The sequence below is a fragment of the uncultured Metabacillus sp. genome, assembly GCF_947503125.1.
Classification (GTDB): domain Bacteria; phylum Bacillota; class Bacilli; order Bacillales; family Bacillaceae; genus Metabacillus.
In genome coordinates this window covers 1-17,012 of record NZ_CANNCR010000068.1, presented here as the reverse complement: position 1 = coordinate 17,012, position 17,012 = coordinate 1, and the positions used below count along the sequence as shown (strand labels likewise).

General features: G+C 35.8%; 15 protein-coding genes and 1 tRNA gene. 12 read left to right on the top strand and 4 right to left on the bottom strand.

Annotation, left to right across the window (positions count from 1 at the left end; all coding sequences use genetic code 11):
• The first annotated feature begins 79 nt into the window (after positions 1-79).
• Together Q1B07_RS23360 and Q1B07_RS23355 are read left to right on the top strand one after the other, a co-directional pair.
• Positions 80-907, top strand: a complete 828-nt coding sequence (locus tag Q1B07_RS23360) for a GNAT family N-acetyltransferase (protein WP_299094219.1) — start codon at positions 80-82, stop codon at positions 905-907.
• 249 nt (positions 908-1,156) lie between these two features.
• Entirely contained in the window at positions 1,157-1,852 is a 696-nt protein-coding gene (locus Q1B07_RS23355; RefSeq protein ID WP_299094220.1) for a hypothetical protein, read from the top strand.
• Positions 1,853-2,404: 552 nt separating this feature from the next.
• Here the strand turns inward: Q1B07_RS23355 and Q1B07_RS23350 are convergent.
• Together Q1B07_RS23350 and Q1B07_RS23345 are read right to left on the bottom strand one after the other, a co-directional pair.
• Positions 2,405-2,478: transfer RNA gene (locus Q1B07_RS23350), tRNA-Gln, on the bottom strand.
• 28 nt (positions 2,479-2,506) lie between these two features.
• Positions 2,507-2,833 carry a hypothetical protein gene (locus Q1B07_RS23345; protein ID WP_299094221.1) on the bottom strand — a complete coding sequence of 109 codons (327 nt, stop codon included), beginning with the start codon at positions 2,831-2,833 and terminating at the stop codon, positions 2,507-2,509.
• A 223-nt stretch (positions 2,834-3,056) separates the two neighbouring features.
• Here Q1B07_RS23345 and Q1B07_RS23340 point away from each other — a divergent pair, with 223 nt between their 5' ends.
• From Q1B07_RS23340 to Q1B07_RS23300, 9 genes are all read left to right on the top strand, one after another.
• Positions 3,057-4,073 (top strand): DUF3231 family protein, encoded by a 1,017-nt coding sequence (locus Q1B07_RS23340; protein WP_299094222.1) that lies wholly within the window; start codon positions 3,057-3,059, stop codon positions 4,071-4,073.
• A gap of 152 nt (positions 4,074-4,225) precedes the next feature.
• Positions 4,226-4,690 (top strand): hypothetical protein, encoded by a 465-nt coding sequence (locus Q1B07_RS23335; protein ID WP_299094223.1) that lies wholly within the window; start codon positions 4,226-4,228, stop codon positions 4,688-4,690.
• A 499-nt stretch (positions 4,691-5,189) separates the two neighbouring features.
• The gene (locus tag Q1B07_RS23330; protein WP_299094225.1) at positions 5,190-6,302 is read left to right on the top strand and encodes a GerAB/ArcD/ProY family transporter; all 1,113 of its coding nucleotides are present in this window, start codon (positions 5,190-5,192) and stop codon (positions 6,300-6,302) included.
• 467 nt (positions 6,303-6,769) lie between these two features.
• Positions 6,770-8,212: an alkaline phosphatase PhoX gene (locus Q1B07_RS23325; protein ID WP_299094226.1), complete on the top strand. Its 1,443-nt coding sequence runs from the start codon at positions 6,770-6,772 to the stop codon at positions 8,210-8,212.
• Positions 8,213-8,528: 316 nt separating this feature from the next.
• Complete coding sequence (locus Q1B07_RS23320; RefSeq protein ID WP_299094227.1) at positions 8,529-9,110, top strand: TasA family protein; 582 nt, start codon at positions 8,529-8,531, stop codon at positions 9,108-9,110.
• 80 nt (positions 9,111-9,190) lie between these two features.
• The gene (locus Q1B07_RS23315) at positions 9,191-9,757 is read left to right on the top strand and encodes a TasA family protein (RefSeq protein ID WP_299094228.1); all 567 of its coding nucleotides are present in this window, start codon (positions 9,191-9,193) and stop codon (positions 9,755-9,757) included.
• A 26-nt stretch (positions 9,758-9,783) separates the two neighbouring features.
• Positions 9,784-10,179: a hypothetical protein gene (locus tag Q1B07_RS23310; protein ID WP_299094229.1), complete on the top strand. Its 396-nt coding sequence runs from the start codon at positions 9,784-9,786 to the stop codon at positions 10,177-10,179.
• On the top strand, positions 10,154-10,729 hold the full coding sequence (sipW, locus tag Q1B07_RS23305) for a signal peptidase I SipW (protein ID WP_299094230.1): 576 nt from the start codon (positions 10,154-10,156) through the stop codon (positions 10,727-10,729). Before Q1B07_RS23310 ends, sipW begins: the two co-directional genes overlap by 26 nt.
• Before the next feature lie 474 nt (positions 10,730-11,203).
• Positions 11,204-12,322, top strand: coding sequence for a GerAB/ArcD/ProY family transporter (locus Q1B07_RS23300; RefSeq protein ID WP_299094242.1), 1,119 nt, complete (start codon positions 11,204-11,206; stop codon positions 12,320-12,322).
• Positions 12,323-13,193: 871 nt separating this feature from the next.
• Here Q1B07_RS23300 and Q1B07_RS23295 read toward each other — a convergent pair.
• Both Q1B07_RS23295 and Q1B07_RS23290 read right to left on the bottom strand, forming a co-directional pair.
• Positions 13,194-14,573: a hypothetical protein gene (locus Q1B07_RS23295; RefSeq protein WP_299094231.1), complete on the bottom strand. Its 1,380-nt coding sequence runs from the start codon at positions 14,571-14,573 to the stop codon at positions 13,194-13,196.
• 135 nt (positions 14,574-14,708) lie between these two features.
• Positions 14,709-14,855: a hypothetical protein gene (locus Q1B07_RS23290; RefSeq protein ID WP_299094233.1), complete on the bottom strand. Its 147-nt coding sequence runs from the start codon at positions 14,853-14,855 to the stop codon at positions 14,709-14,711.
• A gap of 657 nt (positions 14,856-15,512) precedes the next feature.
• Between Q1B07_RS23290 and Q1B07_RS23285 the strand changes: the two genes are divergently transcribed.
• Positions 15,513-16,943: an FAD-binding oxidoreductase gene (locus Q1B07_RS23285; RefSeq protein WP_299833861.1), complete on the top strand. Its 1,431-nt coding sequence runs from the start codon at positions 15,513-15,515 to the stop codon at positions 16,941-16,943.
• The last annotated feature ends 69 nt before the right edge of the window (positions 16,944-17,012 follow it).

Sequence of the window (17,012 nt, the reverse complement as noted above, 5' to 3'; positions counted from 1 at the left end):
AATGTAATTATTTTGGATTATTTCCCATTTTATGAGATGGTTGACTAAATGCTAAGATTTTTATGCAAAGCTAGTGAGAATGTTAAGAATAATAAGAAATGCAGAAAACGAGGCTGAAGTTTCTAAAAGTAAAGTGTTAAAGCCGGTACATTTACTTTTAGCCTGTTTAAAGGAAAAAACAGGTGTACTTGGGGAAATATCTTTGAAAAGCACGTTAGACGTATCTTCTTTAAGGATTCAGATTGAGGAAATGGATCATTTAATAGATCAAAAATTGACTAGCAGTTCCCTTTTTAATGTTACCGTAACTGAAGATGTTATAAAGGTTTTTGACGTAGCCAATAGTTATATGGAAAAATACAATCAAGTCTATCTAAATGAAGGTCATATTCTTAAGGCATTAATAAAAACTAATGTGATTGATCGTTTTTTAACCAATGAAAACAAGCAGATAATTTTATCTCTTGGTACTACCTCGCGGGATATGATTACACATCTTGGCAATTATACCTTCCCAAATATAAATTCGCAGCTTGTTTGTAAAGTGAAGAATAACGATTTAAATAGACTTGTTAAGTTTGTAGAACATAATTTTTCATATGAATGGTCACAAACTATAAAAGATGGTTTTTTATTAAGTGAACCTTCGATATATATAGCTACAGATACTGAAGGAGAAATAGTTGGTTTTGCTGCTTTTGATGTATATAAAAATAAAAAATGTTATTTTGGCCCTATGGGAGTATCAATGTCCAATAGGATTAACGGGATTGGTTATTCATTACTACATCATTGTTTAAAAGATATGAAAGATATTGGTTATGAGTATGCCATTATTGGTGAAGCCGGACCAATAGAGTTTTATGAAAAGGCGTGTAATGCAGTTGTAATTCCATCGGCATATTAAATGACAATTCTTATACAACTAATAGCAAAAATAGGATAGATTATCTTCCACTAAAAGGCGCCATTCTTGAATATGAAGGCGTTTTTTTTCTAAAGGTCAGCAAGTTTTTTAGTAAGGAATTGATGGTGATTTTATAATAACTTTAACTAAGGCAGTTGAAGAAGGTATTTCATTAAAAAAATTGAATAATATGTAAAACAAAAAGTCTATTTGAGATATTAATAGAGATATTGAGTCAGGGAGGGTCTGATGAGAAGATTAAATGTGCTAATATTTTTATTTTTACTGTTAGTAGGTTGTCGATCTACACCGTTTGGTGGTCAAACAATCATAGACTGGGTTGATTTCATTAAATGGGATGGAATAGAGTACAATGGTATACATTCGGGAGTTTTAGCTGACGAGAAATTTATTGGTGAAAAACTAGGAGAAGTAAAGTTTAAAGTAGCAGATAATGTCACTAATCCGGGCTACAAAACAAAAGATGGAGATGCTGCATTCCACGAAAAAGGAACAGAAATTTATAAAATAAAAGGAAACCCTGATTTACTAGCATTAAAGGATAAAAGTGCTATACACGGTTATCGAGTTTATTATGCAATAGATGAAAATGAATATCGATGGCATTTTAAGAATGTACCCATTGAAAAAGTAAATGTGATTGAGATTCATCAAGCCTATACACCTATAAAAAAGATTACAGAGTTTAAAGACATAGATGAAGTGAATACTTTACTGAAAATCTTAAACAACGGTAAAGGAAATTCCAATTTTCAACCCGATACATCAAAAGGCGACCCTACTTATTATGAAATTATTTTATATACAGACGACCCTATTGCATACAAGTATGATATACAGTTCGACGGAACCACTTACTTTTGGCATCCATGGGAAACTTCGATTTTGCCGAATGAGATTGGAGCATTTATTCCTGAACACTGACAGTTTGTACCTAGGTGTTAATTAGTTATTCAAGAATCGGCAACAATGGAAAACTAAAGAGAAACACTTAAGAAAAATATTCTTACAAAGGGGCGATAAAGTGGGAGCTCCATTTTCCGGTTGTTATATGCTTCCCCTTTCTGGATGGGGTATGGTTACGGATCGATGGACGATTATGATTAATATTTTTCCGTGAAATTGCAAAAGTCATAAAAAAGGGTCCTATCTTTTAATAACACTTTTATAAAAGTTACACTGTTTTACCCCTATGGATTATGTCAAAAGGGGTTTTATACGTTAAGAAAAATTTGCACTTAGTTTTGGTGTCTAGCTCCAGGAGCCATCGGCGAAGCACAGGACGTGCAAGTGCAGTCAATGCGACAGGATGTCGCGTTTTTGACTGCCTCTTGGGTCTAGTCAAACAGGAATTGAAGGTAAAGAACACCTTCTTTTTCCTGTTCGCCTTATGCTTGTCGCCTTGCACTTTTCTTATGAAATTGGGAATATTGTCTTAAATTCATTATATGTAAGAAATATTATTAGGTGAAAGTTTGGCTGGACTAGCTGGATTCGAACCAACGATCACGGAGTCAAAGTCTGTTGCCTTACCACTTGGCTATAGTCCAACAAAATCCCCTTTGAAGGGGATAAATATTATTGGTAACGGTTTTGTTGATTTTGTTGTTGACCTGAATTTTGTTGTACTTGAGATGTAGCTTGGGCTTGCTGAACTTGTTGTTGTGCCTGTTGAATCTGCTGTTGTGCTTGTTGTAATTGTTGCTGTTGTTGTGCAGAAGCTTGAGCCCCTGTTTGGTTTTGTACTTGTTGTAGTTGTTGCTGTGCTTGTTGAAGCTGTTGTTGTGCCTGCTGCAGTTGTTGTGGATTTGCACTTGCTTGAGCTGATTGAATAGCTTGTTGTGCTTGTTGAGCAGCATTGATCGCTTGCTGAAATTGTTGTTGATTCTGATTATTTTGTGTCATTATTAAAAACCTCCTGCACCATTCACCATATTTCTAAAGGCTAACCTTCAACGCTATTTATTATGTTTAAGTCTTTTGAAATTATGTACAATGTGAGCAAAAAAGTCTGGGAGATTGTTACCCTGACTAGTCGTAATATATGGTTATTGCAAAGATACATACTACAAGTAATTATTGGAATGATAAAAGTATAAAATCCTTTTTAATTGGAGGGGTACTTTTTATGAAGGAACAGGGAAAACAGGTAAAGCTAACATCAACAGAAATTACATCACTTTGGACAACTTATATGAATGATAGTGGACTGATATGTCAGTTTCAATTTTTCTTAGCTAAAGTGGAAGATGAAGAAATTCGACCAATCATCCAACAAGCCTTAGATTTATCTCAAGGAAATTTAAAAACTTTAACTGAAATTTTTAACAGAGAAAACTATCCGATCCCATATGGGTTTAAATTAAATGAAGATGTAGATGTGTCTGCTCCTAGATTATATTCTGACACTTATGTTTTACATTACCTTCATGATGCAGCACAAATTGCCTTGCAAGCATACAGCATTAGTTTATCTTTGTCTGTAAGGGCAGATGTTTATAGTTTCTTTAATGAATGTCTTTCACAATTAACTACATTTCTTAGGAAAGCAAAAGAACTTTTATTATCAAAAGGACTTTATATAAGGTCACCATATTTGCCAACACCTGATCATATTGACTTTGTAAAAAGCCAAAGTTTCCTTACTGGCTACTTTGGGGAAAGAAGACCATTAATAGGTACCGAAATTTCAAACTTATATGCTAATTTTCAAAGGAATGCTTTAGGAATCGCCACTTTAATAGGCTATAGTCAGATTGCAAAGTCAAAAGAAGTAAGACAATTTCTTATAAGAGGTAAAGAAATAGCATCAAAGCATTGTGAAGTTTTGGGTTCAATCCTTAAAGAAGATGATCTTCCTGTACCAATGGGCTGGGACACAGAAGTAACAGATTCCACAACCTATACCTTTTCTGATAAGCTAATGATGTTTTATACAACAGCCTTAATTGCCCTCAGTGTTGGATATTATGGGGCAAGTATAGCAGGTAGCCCTAGGAGAGATTTAGGTACGCAGTATAGCAGATTAATATCTGAAATACTAAAATATGCAGAAGATGGCGCAAATATCATGATTAAAAATGGATGGATGGAAGAACCCCCAAGAGCAATAGACAGAGATGAGTTGGCAAAATTAGATACTTAATTATAGGGAAGGGGAAAGCGTTGATTCGATTAAGCTTTATGTAACAAAAAAGTTAGGTACCTTCTGATATGCAATTTTTTAATTCCTTATATCTGGTAAGGATAATCAAACATAAAACAAGGGTAATATAGTAAAAAAAGGAATATTTTCAAATGATTGGACTTATTATTGCTGTTATTCTTTTTAATTTTATTGCCTTTAGAACTAATAAACGCCTGACTAAAAATCAAATCGTACATATTTGGGCGTTTACAATTTCCTTGCAAGGACTTGCTGATCTATTTATTGATGTAAAATATCATGGCTATTGGTATTTTACAAAAGAGGTTGTTTGGTCTTCTCTTCCTGCTCTTACAGTGCTTATTCCTCCTGTGAATATGATATTTTTGAATTACTATCCTTTTGGATCTACATTGTTTAAACGTTTTATGTATTATGTTTATTGGGTAATATTCATGCTTATTTATGAGATCATTACTTTGATGCCAGAACCATGGGGTTATTTTAACTATGGTTGGTGGAACTTATGGTATTCTGCATTTGTAGACCCCTTTTTATTAATGTTTGTCTTAAATTATTATAAATGGATATGTAAAATCGAGAAAGAAATTTTGTAAGTGAATGGGGAATAAACATCCCAGAAAATATGAATGGATTAGGGTTTAATGAAGAAATAACTGATAAAGATGGGATATCTTTAAGGGGGAAATCTGTTTTTATAGATGAATGATGAAAATCTTGGTTTCAATTAACCCAGCCAATAGAAGCTATGATGATGAATCTTCTACAAAAGTGCGCATTTCCAGTGTAAGGAACTGTGCATTTTTTCATGAAATGGCCACTAAATTGAATAAGAATTTGCATAAAACTCTAATTTATGCAGCAAATCAGGATCGTTGATATATCAACTATGTACTAAAATCATGCATAATAGAAAAAACCCTTGATAAATACTGGGGTTGGAAATCCTTAAAACTGACATGATGCAAACTAGATTTGTGTAGAGGATGCATTCTTCATCCCTTAAAAGTATCAAGAATAGAAATCAGGATAGAATGAATAACTAGATGAGATATATGAGCGTGTGGATTAAATCATAAAGGGAGTTTCTAGACAGTGGAGAAAGCAAAAATTAGTGTTATTCAACTATTTTCCTTGTTGTTTTTATTTGAAATGGGAAGCGCACTGGTCGTCAGTTATGGAATAAATGCTAAAAAAGATGCCTGGCTTGCTATACTTCTAGCAATGTGCGGGGGAATCATCTTATCTTTTATTTACTACTTTTTATTTCGGCAATATCCAAACTTGCCATTAACCGGATATGCTAGAAAAATATTAGGTAAATACGTTGGATGGATAGTTGGTTTGCTATATGTCGTTTTCTTCTTGTACGGTGCTTCTCGGAATGTGCGGGACTTCGGTGATTTGCTGCTTTCATCGACAATGTCAGAAACACCGTTATTGGCGTTGAATATCTTGTTTGTTCTTGCCATTTGTTATGTACTTTATCTAGGGATTGAAGTATTGGGCAGAACAGCGGAAGTATTTATTGTTATATTGATCTTATTTGGGATAGTAGGAAATTTTTTCGTCTATTTATCAGGTAATGTAGATCTTAATAATTTGAAGCCGTTTCTGGAAAATGGATGGAAACCTATCTTAATGACCGTTCCAATTACTACTTTTTTCCCTTTCGGAGAAATAGTAGCTTTTACTATGCTGCTTCCTTATCTAAATCGACATGAATTAGTGAAAAAAGTATGGCTATCTTCCGTCATTTCAAGCGGTCTTATCTTAAGTTATACAACAAGTTTAGATATCGCCGTTCTAGGTGTTGAAGCAACGGAGAGAGCGACATTTCCTTTGTTATCAACCATTGGAAAGGTGAACCTTTTCGAGTTTATCCAACGGCTTGATGCTCTCGTTGTCTTTAGCTTTTTAATTACGATGTTTTTCAAGACATCCATCTTTTTATATAGTACAGTGATTGGAATCGTTGATTTATTTAAATTAAAAAATCATCAACAAATTATTTTTCCAATTGGTCTTATTCTCATCTTTTTATCAATGACAAATGCTTCAGACTTTTCGGAACATGTTGAAGAAGGGTTGGAAATTATCATGTATCCCCTTTATATTCCTTTATTTGTAATCATTCCATTGTTCATGTTGCTTGTTGCTATGATTCGTAATGGTTTCAAGAAGAAAAATCGAAATAATGAAACATAATAATGACGATGCTATTTGTTAAAGTCATCGGGTTGAAATAAATCCAATGGCTTTTTGTTTATCGATAAAAAACCGTCTATGTTAACTAAAAATCAATATTAGTTATTTTCCATATGTATAGTAGGAACTCTAGTTATAAAGCCCTTACTTTGTAAATCATTCTCTTAATATTCTTAACATTAATTTAATGTAAAAAAATTACAATTATATTCTTCCGTTACCAAAATCCTAGTGTTATCATCCCTCTTTTACATTCCTATATGCTCAATTTCATTACTAATGACTGACTAACTTCGCATGTTTATTCCAAATTTTCCCTATATTCTCATTCGTTTGGATTATTTTTCTTTGCAAACCATAAAATTACATTTAATTTACATAGTTTTCAAACCCATTTGGTAACGTTTTAGTAGAGCGAATTTCATAGAATATGACTTCAATACTAAAATCATAGGGAGGAATAGGTAGTGAATGGTAGCAGTAAAGGCTTGAACAGACGTGATTTCTTGAAGGTCGGCGGTATGAGTACGGTTGCCTTAACACTTGGAACAACTGGGTTATTGTCATTAAACGGTGCAACAGAAGCTGAGGCAGCGACTAGAAGTTCAAGCGGCGGGTTTGGCGGCTATGGTCCGCTTGTAAAGGATCCAAATGGGATTCTTGATCTTCCTAGAGGCTTTCGGTATAAGATTATTTCTAAAACTGGCGATCCGATGCCTAACGGTGACTTAGTACCTGCGATGCTTGATGGAATGGCGGCATATAAGGGTGAGAAAAATACGACGATCCTTGTCCGTAACCATGAGAACGGAACAAATGCTGATTATCCTGTAAACGGGAAAAATCCTTGGAGCAAGGGAGCAGCCGGCGGGACGACAGCTCTTATTGTTTCACCTGACCGTGAAGTGATTGACGAATATGTGACCAACTCAGGAACAATCCGTAACTGTGCTGGCGGAGCTTCCACTTGGGGTACTTGGTTAACATGTGAAGAAACGCGTGAACTTGGTCATGGTTTTGTGTTTGAAGTAAATCCGCTTGATCCTGAGAACGAAATGTCGAAAACACCGATTCGTGATATGGGGTATTTTTCTCATGAAGCATGTGCGGTTGATCCATCAACTGGTATTTGGTATTTAACGGAAGATAGCGATCCAAGCTTCTTATACCGTTTTACACCGCATGATCGCAGCCAAACGCTAGGTTCGCTTCAAAAAGGCGGAATTCTTGAAGCGGCAGCGATTGATGAAATTTCCACTTCATCTCCAAGTCAATTAAACAGCGGACAAAAGTTTGGCATCGTTTGGAAAAAGTTAAATCCTGAGCGTGCTCAGCAGGATGCCAAGGATTTAGGTTGTATTCAATTTAGCCGCTTAGAAGGAGCTTATTTCTCTGCGGGAACATTCTGGTTTGATGACACAAGTGCCGGCTCTAAAGAACTTGGTCGTGTGTATCGCTATTTCCCTGCGACAAATACACTTGAGCTTTTCTATGAATCTACTGAACAAAATGAATTGGAAATGCCTGACAATATCACAATCACTCCATGGGGAGACCTTTGGATTGCAGAAGATGGCGGCGGAAATGACCGCATCGTCGGCTTAACACCGGAAGGCAAAATTTATACATTTGCCGAAAATATGATGAACGGCTCTGAGTTCGCAGGCCCTACATTCTCACCAGATGGAAAAACGTTCTTCGTAAATATGCAAACACCTGGAATTACCTTTGCGATCTGGGGACCTTTCGCTCGCAGAAATACGGCACGTCAACGGGCAATGGGACTAGCTGCACCACCAGCATCCTTAGCACCATCTGTATCGGACAAGCTTCTTGCATTTGCTGAAGAGCAAGGAATGTCCCGCTTAGAAGCGGCTGCATTAGAACGTCATGGCATGCCGATTCTCTAATTGTTTTGGCCGTTATTGGACGAGGCTTCTTTGAATTCTTAAGATCTTACCTATATGTCGGATTCCGCTGATAAATTTCAGAAAACGCCGATAAATTTTGGATTCCGCTGATATATTTGGGAACTCGCTGATAAATTTCGAATTACGCTGATATATTTGGGAACTCGCTGATAAATTTCAGATTCCGCCGATAAGTTTCGAATTACGCCGATATATTTCAGAACTCGCCGATAAATGTTGAATCTCGCCGATAAATTTCAAATTTCGCCGAATAAGCAAAGCAAGGAGAAAAAATAAAAACCGGGAGGGAACAAAGTTGGGTATTAAAAGTACATTAGGAATGGGTTTGGCAACAGCTGTTTTAGGAGTCGGACTAATCAGTGGTGGGACGTTTGCTTACTTTAGTGATACGGCACAAGCGAATAATACATTTGCAGCTGGAACATTAGACCTTTCCGTTGATCCGGAAGTGATTATTGATGTCGATAATTTAAAACCGGGCAGCTGGGAGATTCGTGCCTTTGATATCGTGAATAATGGCTCACTTGATATTACAGAGGTTCTGATCAAGACAAGCTATGAAGTAATGGATGCACAAGGCGACAATACGGATGACTTTGGTAAGCATATCCGCGTAAATTTCCTGGAAAACAGCGATAAGTCTGAAGAAACTGGTTATAATGACATCATTTATTCGACAACTCTATATGAGTTGCAACAAATGACACCGGATGCTGTTGAGAAAAAGGTGATCGGCTTTGATAATGAACAAAGCGGATTACCAGCTGGTACACAAGATACGATGTATGTTGAATTCGAATTTGTTGACAACGGAGAGGACCAGAATCAATTCCAAGGTGATCAATTAAAGCTTAATTGGGCATTCGAAGCAAAATAAGAAAACAAAGGTAACTTATGATGAGTGAGGAGAAGATCTCTCCTCCTTTTCTGCATTTTGACGTAAAGGGAGGGACTAACATGAGTGTAAAAGGGAAAATTTTGACTAGTATCGCGATGGCTGCCCTGGGCTTGAGTTTAATTACGGAAGGAACGGTTGCGTATTTTAATGACAAGGAGCCGGTAACGAACACGTTTACGACAGGCATGTTAGATCTTGCAATCAATAAGGAAACGTTTTTTCAGCTTGAAGATCTTGTACCAGGTGATACGATGACAGGGAATGTCGAGCTGACCAATGACGGCAGTGTCGATATGAAGGAAGTGAAGCTGCATTCATCCTATGAAGTTGTGGATAACGGTGAACCAAATCAAGGGGATGACTTAGGGAAACACATCCGCGTTGAATTTGTCAGAATGGACAATGGCAAGCAATCGGTCGTCTTTCAAAAAACATTAGCTGAGCTAAAGGCTTCCCCGCAGCAAGTTCTAAAAGAATTTCCAGCCGGCAGTGATGCAGAAAAATGTATGATTCGCATCACATTTCTCAACAATGGCAAAGATCAAAATCATTTCCAAGGTGATCAAGTAAAGCTTACTTGGGAATTTGAAGCTGTTCAAAGAGATGGGAAACCGATTCGAAGATAGATGAAAAAGGAAAGCCGGAGGTTAATATGAAACACATCCGTAAACAAACATCCACGTCACAAAACTGGTTGTTAACGGCGTTGATTTGGTATCTCTTGATTCTATTTGCCGGATCTGTAACGAATCCTACATCAGCCTATTATCGTGACGAGAAGCAAATGAATGGGAGTATCACGATTGGTACGTGGGAGAGTAACCAGCAGCAAACAAGTGATGAGAAATTAACTGAGCGCAAGCAGAACGATGATTCAAACCAAACAGCAGAATTAAACAAAGTAATAGAAAAAGAATCGGAGCAAAAACAAGTTTCTGAATCAGCCAAGGAAAATAATCCAGAGCTAAGTAAGGAAGATATCGATCCTGCAAAGACTGAAGGGGAAGGTGAAATGGTTGAAAATGAAGAAGCTGGTAACATGGATTAACCGGATGATTACAGGTGTTCTCATGGTTTGTATTATAGCTGTAGCCGGAGTGGTTATTTCATCTAAAATGTCCGGCGGGATGCCCGAAATCTTCGGCTACCAATTGAAAACTGTCTTATCCGGTTCTATGGAGCCTGGTATTCAAACCGGATCCGTCATCGCCGTGAAATTACTTGGTGAAGAGGAGCGAACTCAATTACAAAAGGGTGATGTGATTACGTTCAAAGAAGATGAAAATATGCTCATCACTCACCGAGTCATCGATGTCCAATCGACAAATAGCGGAGTTCAATACACTACAAAAGGTGACAACAACAATACACCTGATTCCAACCCTGTTTTAGCTGAAAATGTTGTTGCTGAATATCATGGATTCACGATCCCCTATGCCGGCTATCTCATCAATTTTTCCCAGTCCCCTAATGGAAGTATTTTCTTTATGATTGTACCTGGCGTGCTCATGCTGGCATACTCGATCATCACCATTTGGCGAGTTTTGAGACAGGTAGAAGAAAGACAAAAATCGAATTCAAATGAAGCAAATGTGTAGTTTTACTTTAAAAAGGGAGCTGTTTTGCCTATGTAGAAATCAGACTGCTCCCCTTTTGTATATTTTATTACCTTATGGCGGACGGTTATTTGACGGATTTTCTTTGGGCAAACGTAGTTTAAAACAGGTAGGAAAACGGATTGAATTTGTATGCAAGCTGCCCAAACCATTGAGTTCCCTTAGAATATGTTATATGAGAGAGATAATTTATAATTTGCCTTATCTGTACAAACATCCCCACCCTACATGGAATCAACAGTCGAACAAGCCTCTAAGATTAGAGGTGTTAGAACCTCCTTTCTTGTAAACAAGAAAGGGTTTTTTAATATTGGTAATGCCTCATTCAAAATGAAATATCTTTTCCCTTAATTCTTAAAAGGTATCGGGGATAGGAAAATAGGAGAGGATGAATAACTAGATGAAATATACAAGACGTGTGGATTAACTCATTGGGGAAAGGGGGATAGATTGACAGTGGAAAAAGCCAAAATTAGCGCCATACAATTATTTGTCTTCATGTTTATATTTAATATGGGGACTACATTGGTCATTCCTTACGGAATAGATGCCAAAAAGGACGCCTGGCTGGCCATTCTTTTAGGTATGTGCGCGGGAATTATCTTCTTTTTCATTTATTCCTTTTTATTTCGTCAATATCCAAATCAACCATTTACCGGATTTGCCAGAAAAATATTTGGAAAATACCTGGGGTGGGTCATTGGCCTGCTATACATTATCGCCTTTTTGTATGATGCTACCCATCAGATTCGTAGTTTCGGGGAGTTGCTGCTTTCATCGACCATGACAGAAACACCGTTACTAGCAATCATTATCTTATTTGTTCTTACCATTTGTTATGTCCTTTATCTAGGTATTGAAGTATTAGGGAGAACAGCAGAAGACTTCATTGGCATTCTGGTCTTTTTGGGCTTCATAGGAAATTTTTTTGTATTTCTTTCAGGTAATGTCGATATCCATAATTTGCAGTCGTTTCTGGAAAATGGATGGAAGCCAATCGTAACGACAACCCTTCTTGAGACTAGCTTTTTTCCTTTTAGTCAAATGGTTGTCTTTCTAATGTTGCTTCCCAATTTAAATCGTCCTGAATTAGTGAAAAAAGTATGGTTATCTGCTTTAATTTCAAGTGGGCTCGTCTTAAGTTATACAATAAGTTTAAATATTGCTGTTCTTGGTGTTGAAGAAGTAGAGAGATCAACTTTTCCTTTGTTAACAACCATCGGAAAAGTAAATCTTTTCGAGTTTATTCAACGACTCGATGCTATTGTTGTTTTTACTATGTTGATTACGGTATTTTTCAAGGTATCCATCTTTTTTTATTGTTCCCTAATTGGAATCGCAGATTTGTTCAAGCTGAAAAATCATCAACAGATTATTTTACCAATTGGTTGTATTCTTATCTTTTGGTCAATGGTTTTGTCCTCCAATTATTCAGAACACATAGAGGAAGGTAATTATTCTATTATTTACATAATTACTCCTTTTTATATTATTATTCCGTTGCTAATGCTAATTGTTACCTTGATTCGTAATCGTTTCAAGAAGAAAGATAGACCGAAATCAAGTGCAACATAAAAAAACTATTATGCTATTTTCTAGGAACCATCGGGTTAAAAACAAATGCGATGGCTTTTTTTAATTGCCGATCATACTCAATTATGTTAACTAAATTTGTATAAGGTATGCATTCAACCTTTTGGGATCTTCTTCAACTAAAGGGTCATTGAATAAGACGACCAAATAAAACTAGTGTGGAATTGTGAAGAAATGTACGAAGGGAAGAAGGTGTTTTCTTCCTTACAAAGAATTTATGGTAAATGCCTTTTTAAATGGAGTGATAGAGTTGATGGAGGCTTTTAAAGAAGTTAAGCTGATATACGATTAATGTAGCGAATTCTATCATGATTGTTAATGCTTCTTACGTAGTCATCATCAAGCACCTCCCTTCTATCGGGAAGTGCCACCACACCCTACTATGTAACTGCTAGATTAAGTATACCACATTAACTATTCTTGTGGACGTTTAAATACTGCTTGCCCACCTAAGGCGCTACCTCCGGCAGTGGTGTTAAAGATCTGCACAAGTTCCCATCACCCACCGAGTTGGTGGCGTCCACTGAATTACTCCGTTTTTATTTCGATTTACTACTGCTTTGGGTTTTTTTAATTTACTAATTGTTCTAGCAATTTAATAATTTTTTCGTTTTGTTCTAACCGTCTCGAAAATTTAATTTAAAAGATCAATTATTTTATCAATGCTGAATGCGATAAAAATAACACTTATTGTGATAATAATCAGGCATATTGTATTAATAATTCTATAATTTTCTTCTGTAATTTTCACATCTACACCTCAATAAAATATTTTTTAATATTATCTAATATTTAATTAATTCAGACAAGAATAAAAAGGACTATAAAAGTCCTTTTTATCTCCTAAATTTAATTATTGATTTCTTGTTGCGTAATCATACGATACATCTATATGTTGATTTAATCCACCACCGACATACTCGTTAGCATAAAAAGTTGCCTTATGTCGGATATCCATAGTCGCCATTGTTCCTGATGATTTCCATCCCGTATGAGGATAGAAAATTTCGCCGTCTCCGATGTCGGCATCAGTTACAACCCATCTGCCGTAATCATAGGCTGTACTTCCTTGTTGATCAATTTTTGGATTTGAAGCCATACCATAAGAAACACTAATATTCCATGGCCAACCAATTGAAATGCCATAACTAGCACCGCCACTGTCATCCCAAGGTGACCAATCTTCTATTTCATCACAATCGCACGGAATATCATGATCTACATAAAGATAAGTTGTTCTTGCTCCGTTATAACTATATGTTTGCTTTCTATCTTTGACGACAAAGTAGTCCCATGCATATTCACTTTCATCAGTATTTTGTAATAAATACCAATCCGTATATACTCGACCAACTAACATACTCCCAGAATATGCTGATGAGGAGTAGGTATATGGTGAACTTTTTCTAGTAATATTGCCTGCATAAGCACTATTTTTTGAAAAAATCCCACTGACTTTCGTTTCCTTTGATTCAGATTGTTCTTTTTCTTTCTTAGTAGTTATATATACACCATCTAAAACTTCGTGAAGAAAATGCTCTTCAGATGGAGTTGCTTTTCCTAATTTTGTATTAACCGTAATATCAGATACAAACACTTTATTAGCATCATTTGGATCTAAGGTATAGCCGATCACTTCTCGGATTTCTTCATCTTCTTCAATAGAAGAATTTTTATGCTCTTTTTTAGAACCTTTTTCCTTTTTATCTGAACCAAATTCTGCAATGATCATTTTTTTAGATTTACTTGTTGGATCAGATGCTTCGGCTGTCATTTCTTCAATATTTAATAATTGTTTATATTCTTCAAATGTTAAACCGCCATACAAATAAACTTTCTTCCCATTTTGTAATAAATTATGTAAGTGTTTTTGCAATTCTAAATCTTTTCGGACTAATTTTACATCAAACGCAACATCAGTATATTCTTGTAAATTTTCACTTGTAATAACTTCTTTGCTACCTTTTTTTGCAGTAGCTTTAATTTCATTGTCTTTAATCTTTTGTTTTACTTGAACAAGCGAATCATCTTTTTCATTTTTCTTAATATCATTTAACTTCTCAGCAGATAAATCTGAACCATAGAACATTAATTTCTTTTCTGACTTCAATTCCTTTACTTCTGAAATTGCGTTCGCCTTTGATTTCGAAAGATCAAAATCAATTGAATAAGGACTAATAAAAATACCAATAGTAATTGCTACAATTGAAACTAAGATGAATATTTTTTTCATGTTTTTTCTCCTTTTTCAAATTTTTTAAATCTTTTTAATTATAACACTATACTTTGTAATAATTGTTACATTTTTGTAAAAAGATATAAAAAATGGAATAAAAAACCACCACCAGGAATAAGATGACTGTTCTGACTATTTGTCTAATAGGTAATCGTACCAATCGACTTCTTCATCTAATTCTTCGTATGAATGATGTTCAAAAAATTTTGGGTCTACTTTAACCCCTTCGATATTCCAAACTGTATCGATTATCAACTTAACTTTTTCTTCTCTAGTCATCCGTCGAACCTCCCGTTGTTGTGGTTCTCGTGCGAATATATTTCGGCTAATTTTAACTCGACCATTTTAGCGTTCGAATTAACGCCGTGATGACTGACTACTGCGAGGTAACGTTTGTATACGTCCTTGCCTTAAATCTAGTAAGACGTCCATCCCTTCGATCTGATCTTTTAACCACGCCTTGGATTAGTTCCCCATCGCCTTCTCACGTCCTCGCGTTTCCGGCGCATCGATGTCGTCCATACGAACTTCTATAATTCTACTTAACTCAATGATGAAGAGTATGAACGTTTTGCTTTTCTCCTGTCAGACTTATTCGAAAAATACAGTAAGATGGAAGGTATGAAAAAATGCTTGGACCACCGAAAGGTAAGGTGTTTTTAGTTCCTTGGACAGATAAGTGGGAAAAGGAATTTACATTAGAGGAAGAGAGATTACAAATTGAAACCTTGTTCCAATAACTGGCGCAACAATAGAACATTAATAGGCTGTTTTAGTAGACTTATTTTTGCTATTTACGCAGTTAATAGATTTAGGGAGTTGAAGAAACGGAAAAATAATCCTGATTAATGGTAAAATTGTACAGGTAGAACATTTATGTTCATTATAGGGAAATTTTACAATAACAACACACAACTTATAAAAACAGGAGTTAATATGCAAACGATAACGGAATTATCTAAAAAGCCATGGTTTCTTGGGAGTCTAGTTCTAGTTTTTGTTGTCGTGGTCTTATGGAGCATCCCGATTGAAAAAAGAAAATATGGACTTTCTCAAAGTAATTTAGTAACAGACTATACAGGCCTTCTTCCTGAACGTGTTGAACGAGTAGTTAAAGCGGAAAATCGCACTAAATTACAAAAGATTGTAATAGAAACAAACGAAAAAGGAGGTCAGCAAATTTCAGTTGCTGGATTACAGCACTCACAAGGAGGCCATACTTATTACAAAGATGGTGTTGTTCTTGATATGCGATCATTCAATGATGTGTTAGAAATTAATGAGCAGGATAAAACCATACGTGTAGAAGGTGGAGCAACATGGGAAGATGTTCAAAATGCCATAACACCTTATGGTTTAGCCTTAAAGGTGACCCAATCACAGTCGATTTTTTCAATAGGAGGGTCCCTTTCAGTAAACGCTCACGGTCGAGATATTCACTTTGGCCCAATGGCAGGAACGGTAAAGGAAATGACATTATTAACCCCTACAGGAGAAATTAAAAAAGTAACCCGAGAGAGCTCAGAGGAATGGATGCAGTATGTTTTTGGAGGATATGGATTATTTGGTGTGATTTTAGATGTGACATTGGAATTAACGGAAAATGACGTATACACCATCCATACAGAAGAATTAAAAACAGTTGAGTATGAATCCTACTTTAAAAATTTATTAGATCATAATAATACAGCTATGCACTATGCAAGGGTTAGTGTTGCTCCAAGTTCATTTTTAGACGAAATGTATGTGATTAATTACAACTACACAGGAAAACAGGATCATAAAACGCCGCTCAAAGGAGAACAGGGTATTCGTCTAAGTAAGCTGGCGCTTGATCTAGGTAGACAAGGTGGATTCTTAGAGGAACTTTTCTGGGAAACTCAAAAACTATATATTGATTCAATCGACGGCAATACGATTACACGAAATAACGCTATGCGCTCGGAATCCACATTCATGGAATTTACGAAACCTGGTCGAGTCGAAGTCTTGCAAGAGTTTTTTATTCCAGTCCACTCTTACGAAGAATACATAAATGATTTAAAGCAATTGCTCTCATCAAACGACAAAAATGAAGATTTTAAAGTACATAATATTACGGTGCGTTATGCAGCAAAAGACAACCACACAAGTTTGAATTATGCCAAGGAAGATATGTTTGGTCTAGTTATTTTGATCCAACATGGATTAAAAGAAAAAGAGATTGCTAATGCTAAAGCAATTATCCAAGATTGGACCAGTTTAACCCTCGACCATGGAGGGACTTATTACCTCCCTTATTATCGTTATCAAACAAAAGAACAATTCATGAAGTCTTATCCTGAATGGGAAAAGTTCCGAGAAGAAAAATTACGAAGAGATGGATAGGTTACACTTAGCTGGACAAAAAAATTAAGGGCTAGCAGACTGATAGAGAAATAAGTATATCAACCCTTA

What these genes read in the sequence shown, in the direction of transcription:
- Q1B07_RS23310 (WP_299094229.1), top strand. Translation starts at nt 9,784, where the DNA reads ATGAAACACATCCGTAAACAAACATCCACGTCACAAAACTGGTTGTTA.
- Q1B07_RS23315 (WP_299094228.1), top strand. Translation starts at nt 9,191, where the DNA reads ATGAGTGTAAAAGGGAAAATTTTGACTAGTATCGCGATGGCTGCCCTG.
- Q1B07_RS23355 (WP_299094220.1), top strand. Translation starts at nt 1,157, where the DNA reads ATGAGAAGATTAAATGTGCTAATATTTTTATTTTTACTGTTAGTAGGT.
- Q1B07_RS23285 (WP_299833861.1), top strand. Translation starts at nt 15,513, where the DNA reads ATGCAAACGATAACGGAATTATCTAAAAAGCCATGGTTTCTTGGGAGT.
- Q1B07_RS23345 (WP_299094221.1), bottom strand. Translation starts at nt 2,833, where the DNA reads ATGACACAAAATAATCAGAATCAACAACAATTTCAGCAAGCGATCAAT.
- Q1B07_RS23295 (WP_299094231.1), bottom strand. Translation starts at nt 14,573, where the DNA reads ATGAAAAAAATATTCATCTTAGTTTCAATTGTAGCAATTACTATTGGT.
- Q1B07_RS23340 (WP_299094222.1), top strand. Translation starts at nt 3,057, where the DNA reads ATGAAGGAACAGGGAAAACAGGTAAAGCTAACATCAACAGAAATTACA.
- Q1B07_RS23290 (WP_299094233.1), bottom strand. Translation starts at nt 14,855, where the DNA reads ATGACTAGAGAAGAAAAAGTTAAGTTGATAATCGATACAGTTTGGAAT.
- Q1B07_RS23360 (WP_299094219.1), top strand. Translation starts at nt 80, where the DNA reads ATGTTAAGAATAATAAGAAATGCAGAAAACGAGGCTGAAGTTTCTAAA.
- Q1B07_RS23335 (WP_299094223.1), top strand. Translation starts at nt 4,226, where the DNA reads ATGATTGGACTTATTATTGCTGTTATTCTTTTTAATTTTATTGCCTTT.
- sipW (WP_299094230.1), top strand. Translation starts at nt 10,154, where the DNA reads ATGAAGAAGCTGGTAACATGGATTAACCGGATGATTACAGGTGTTCTC.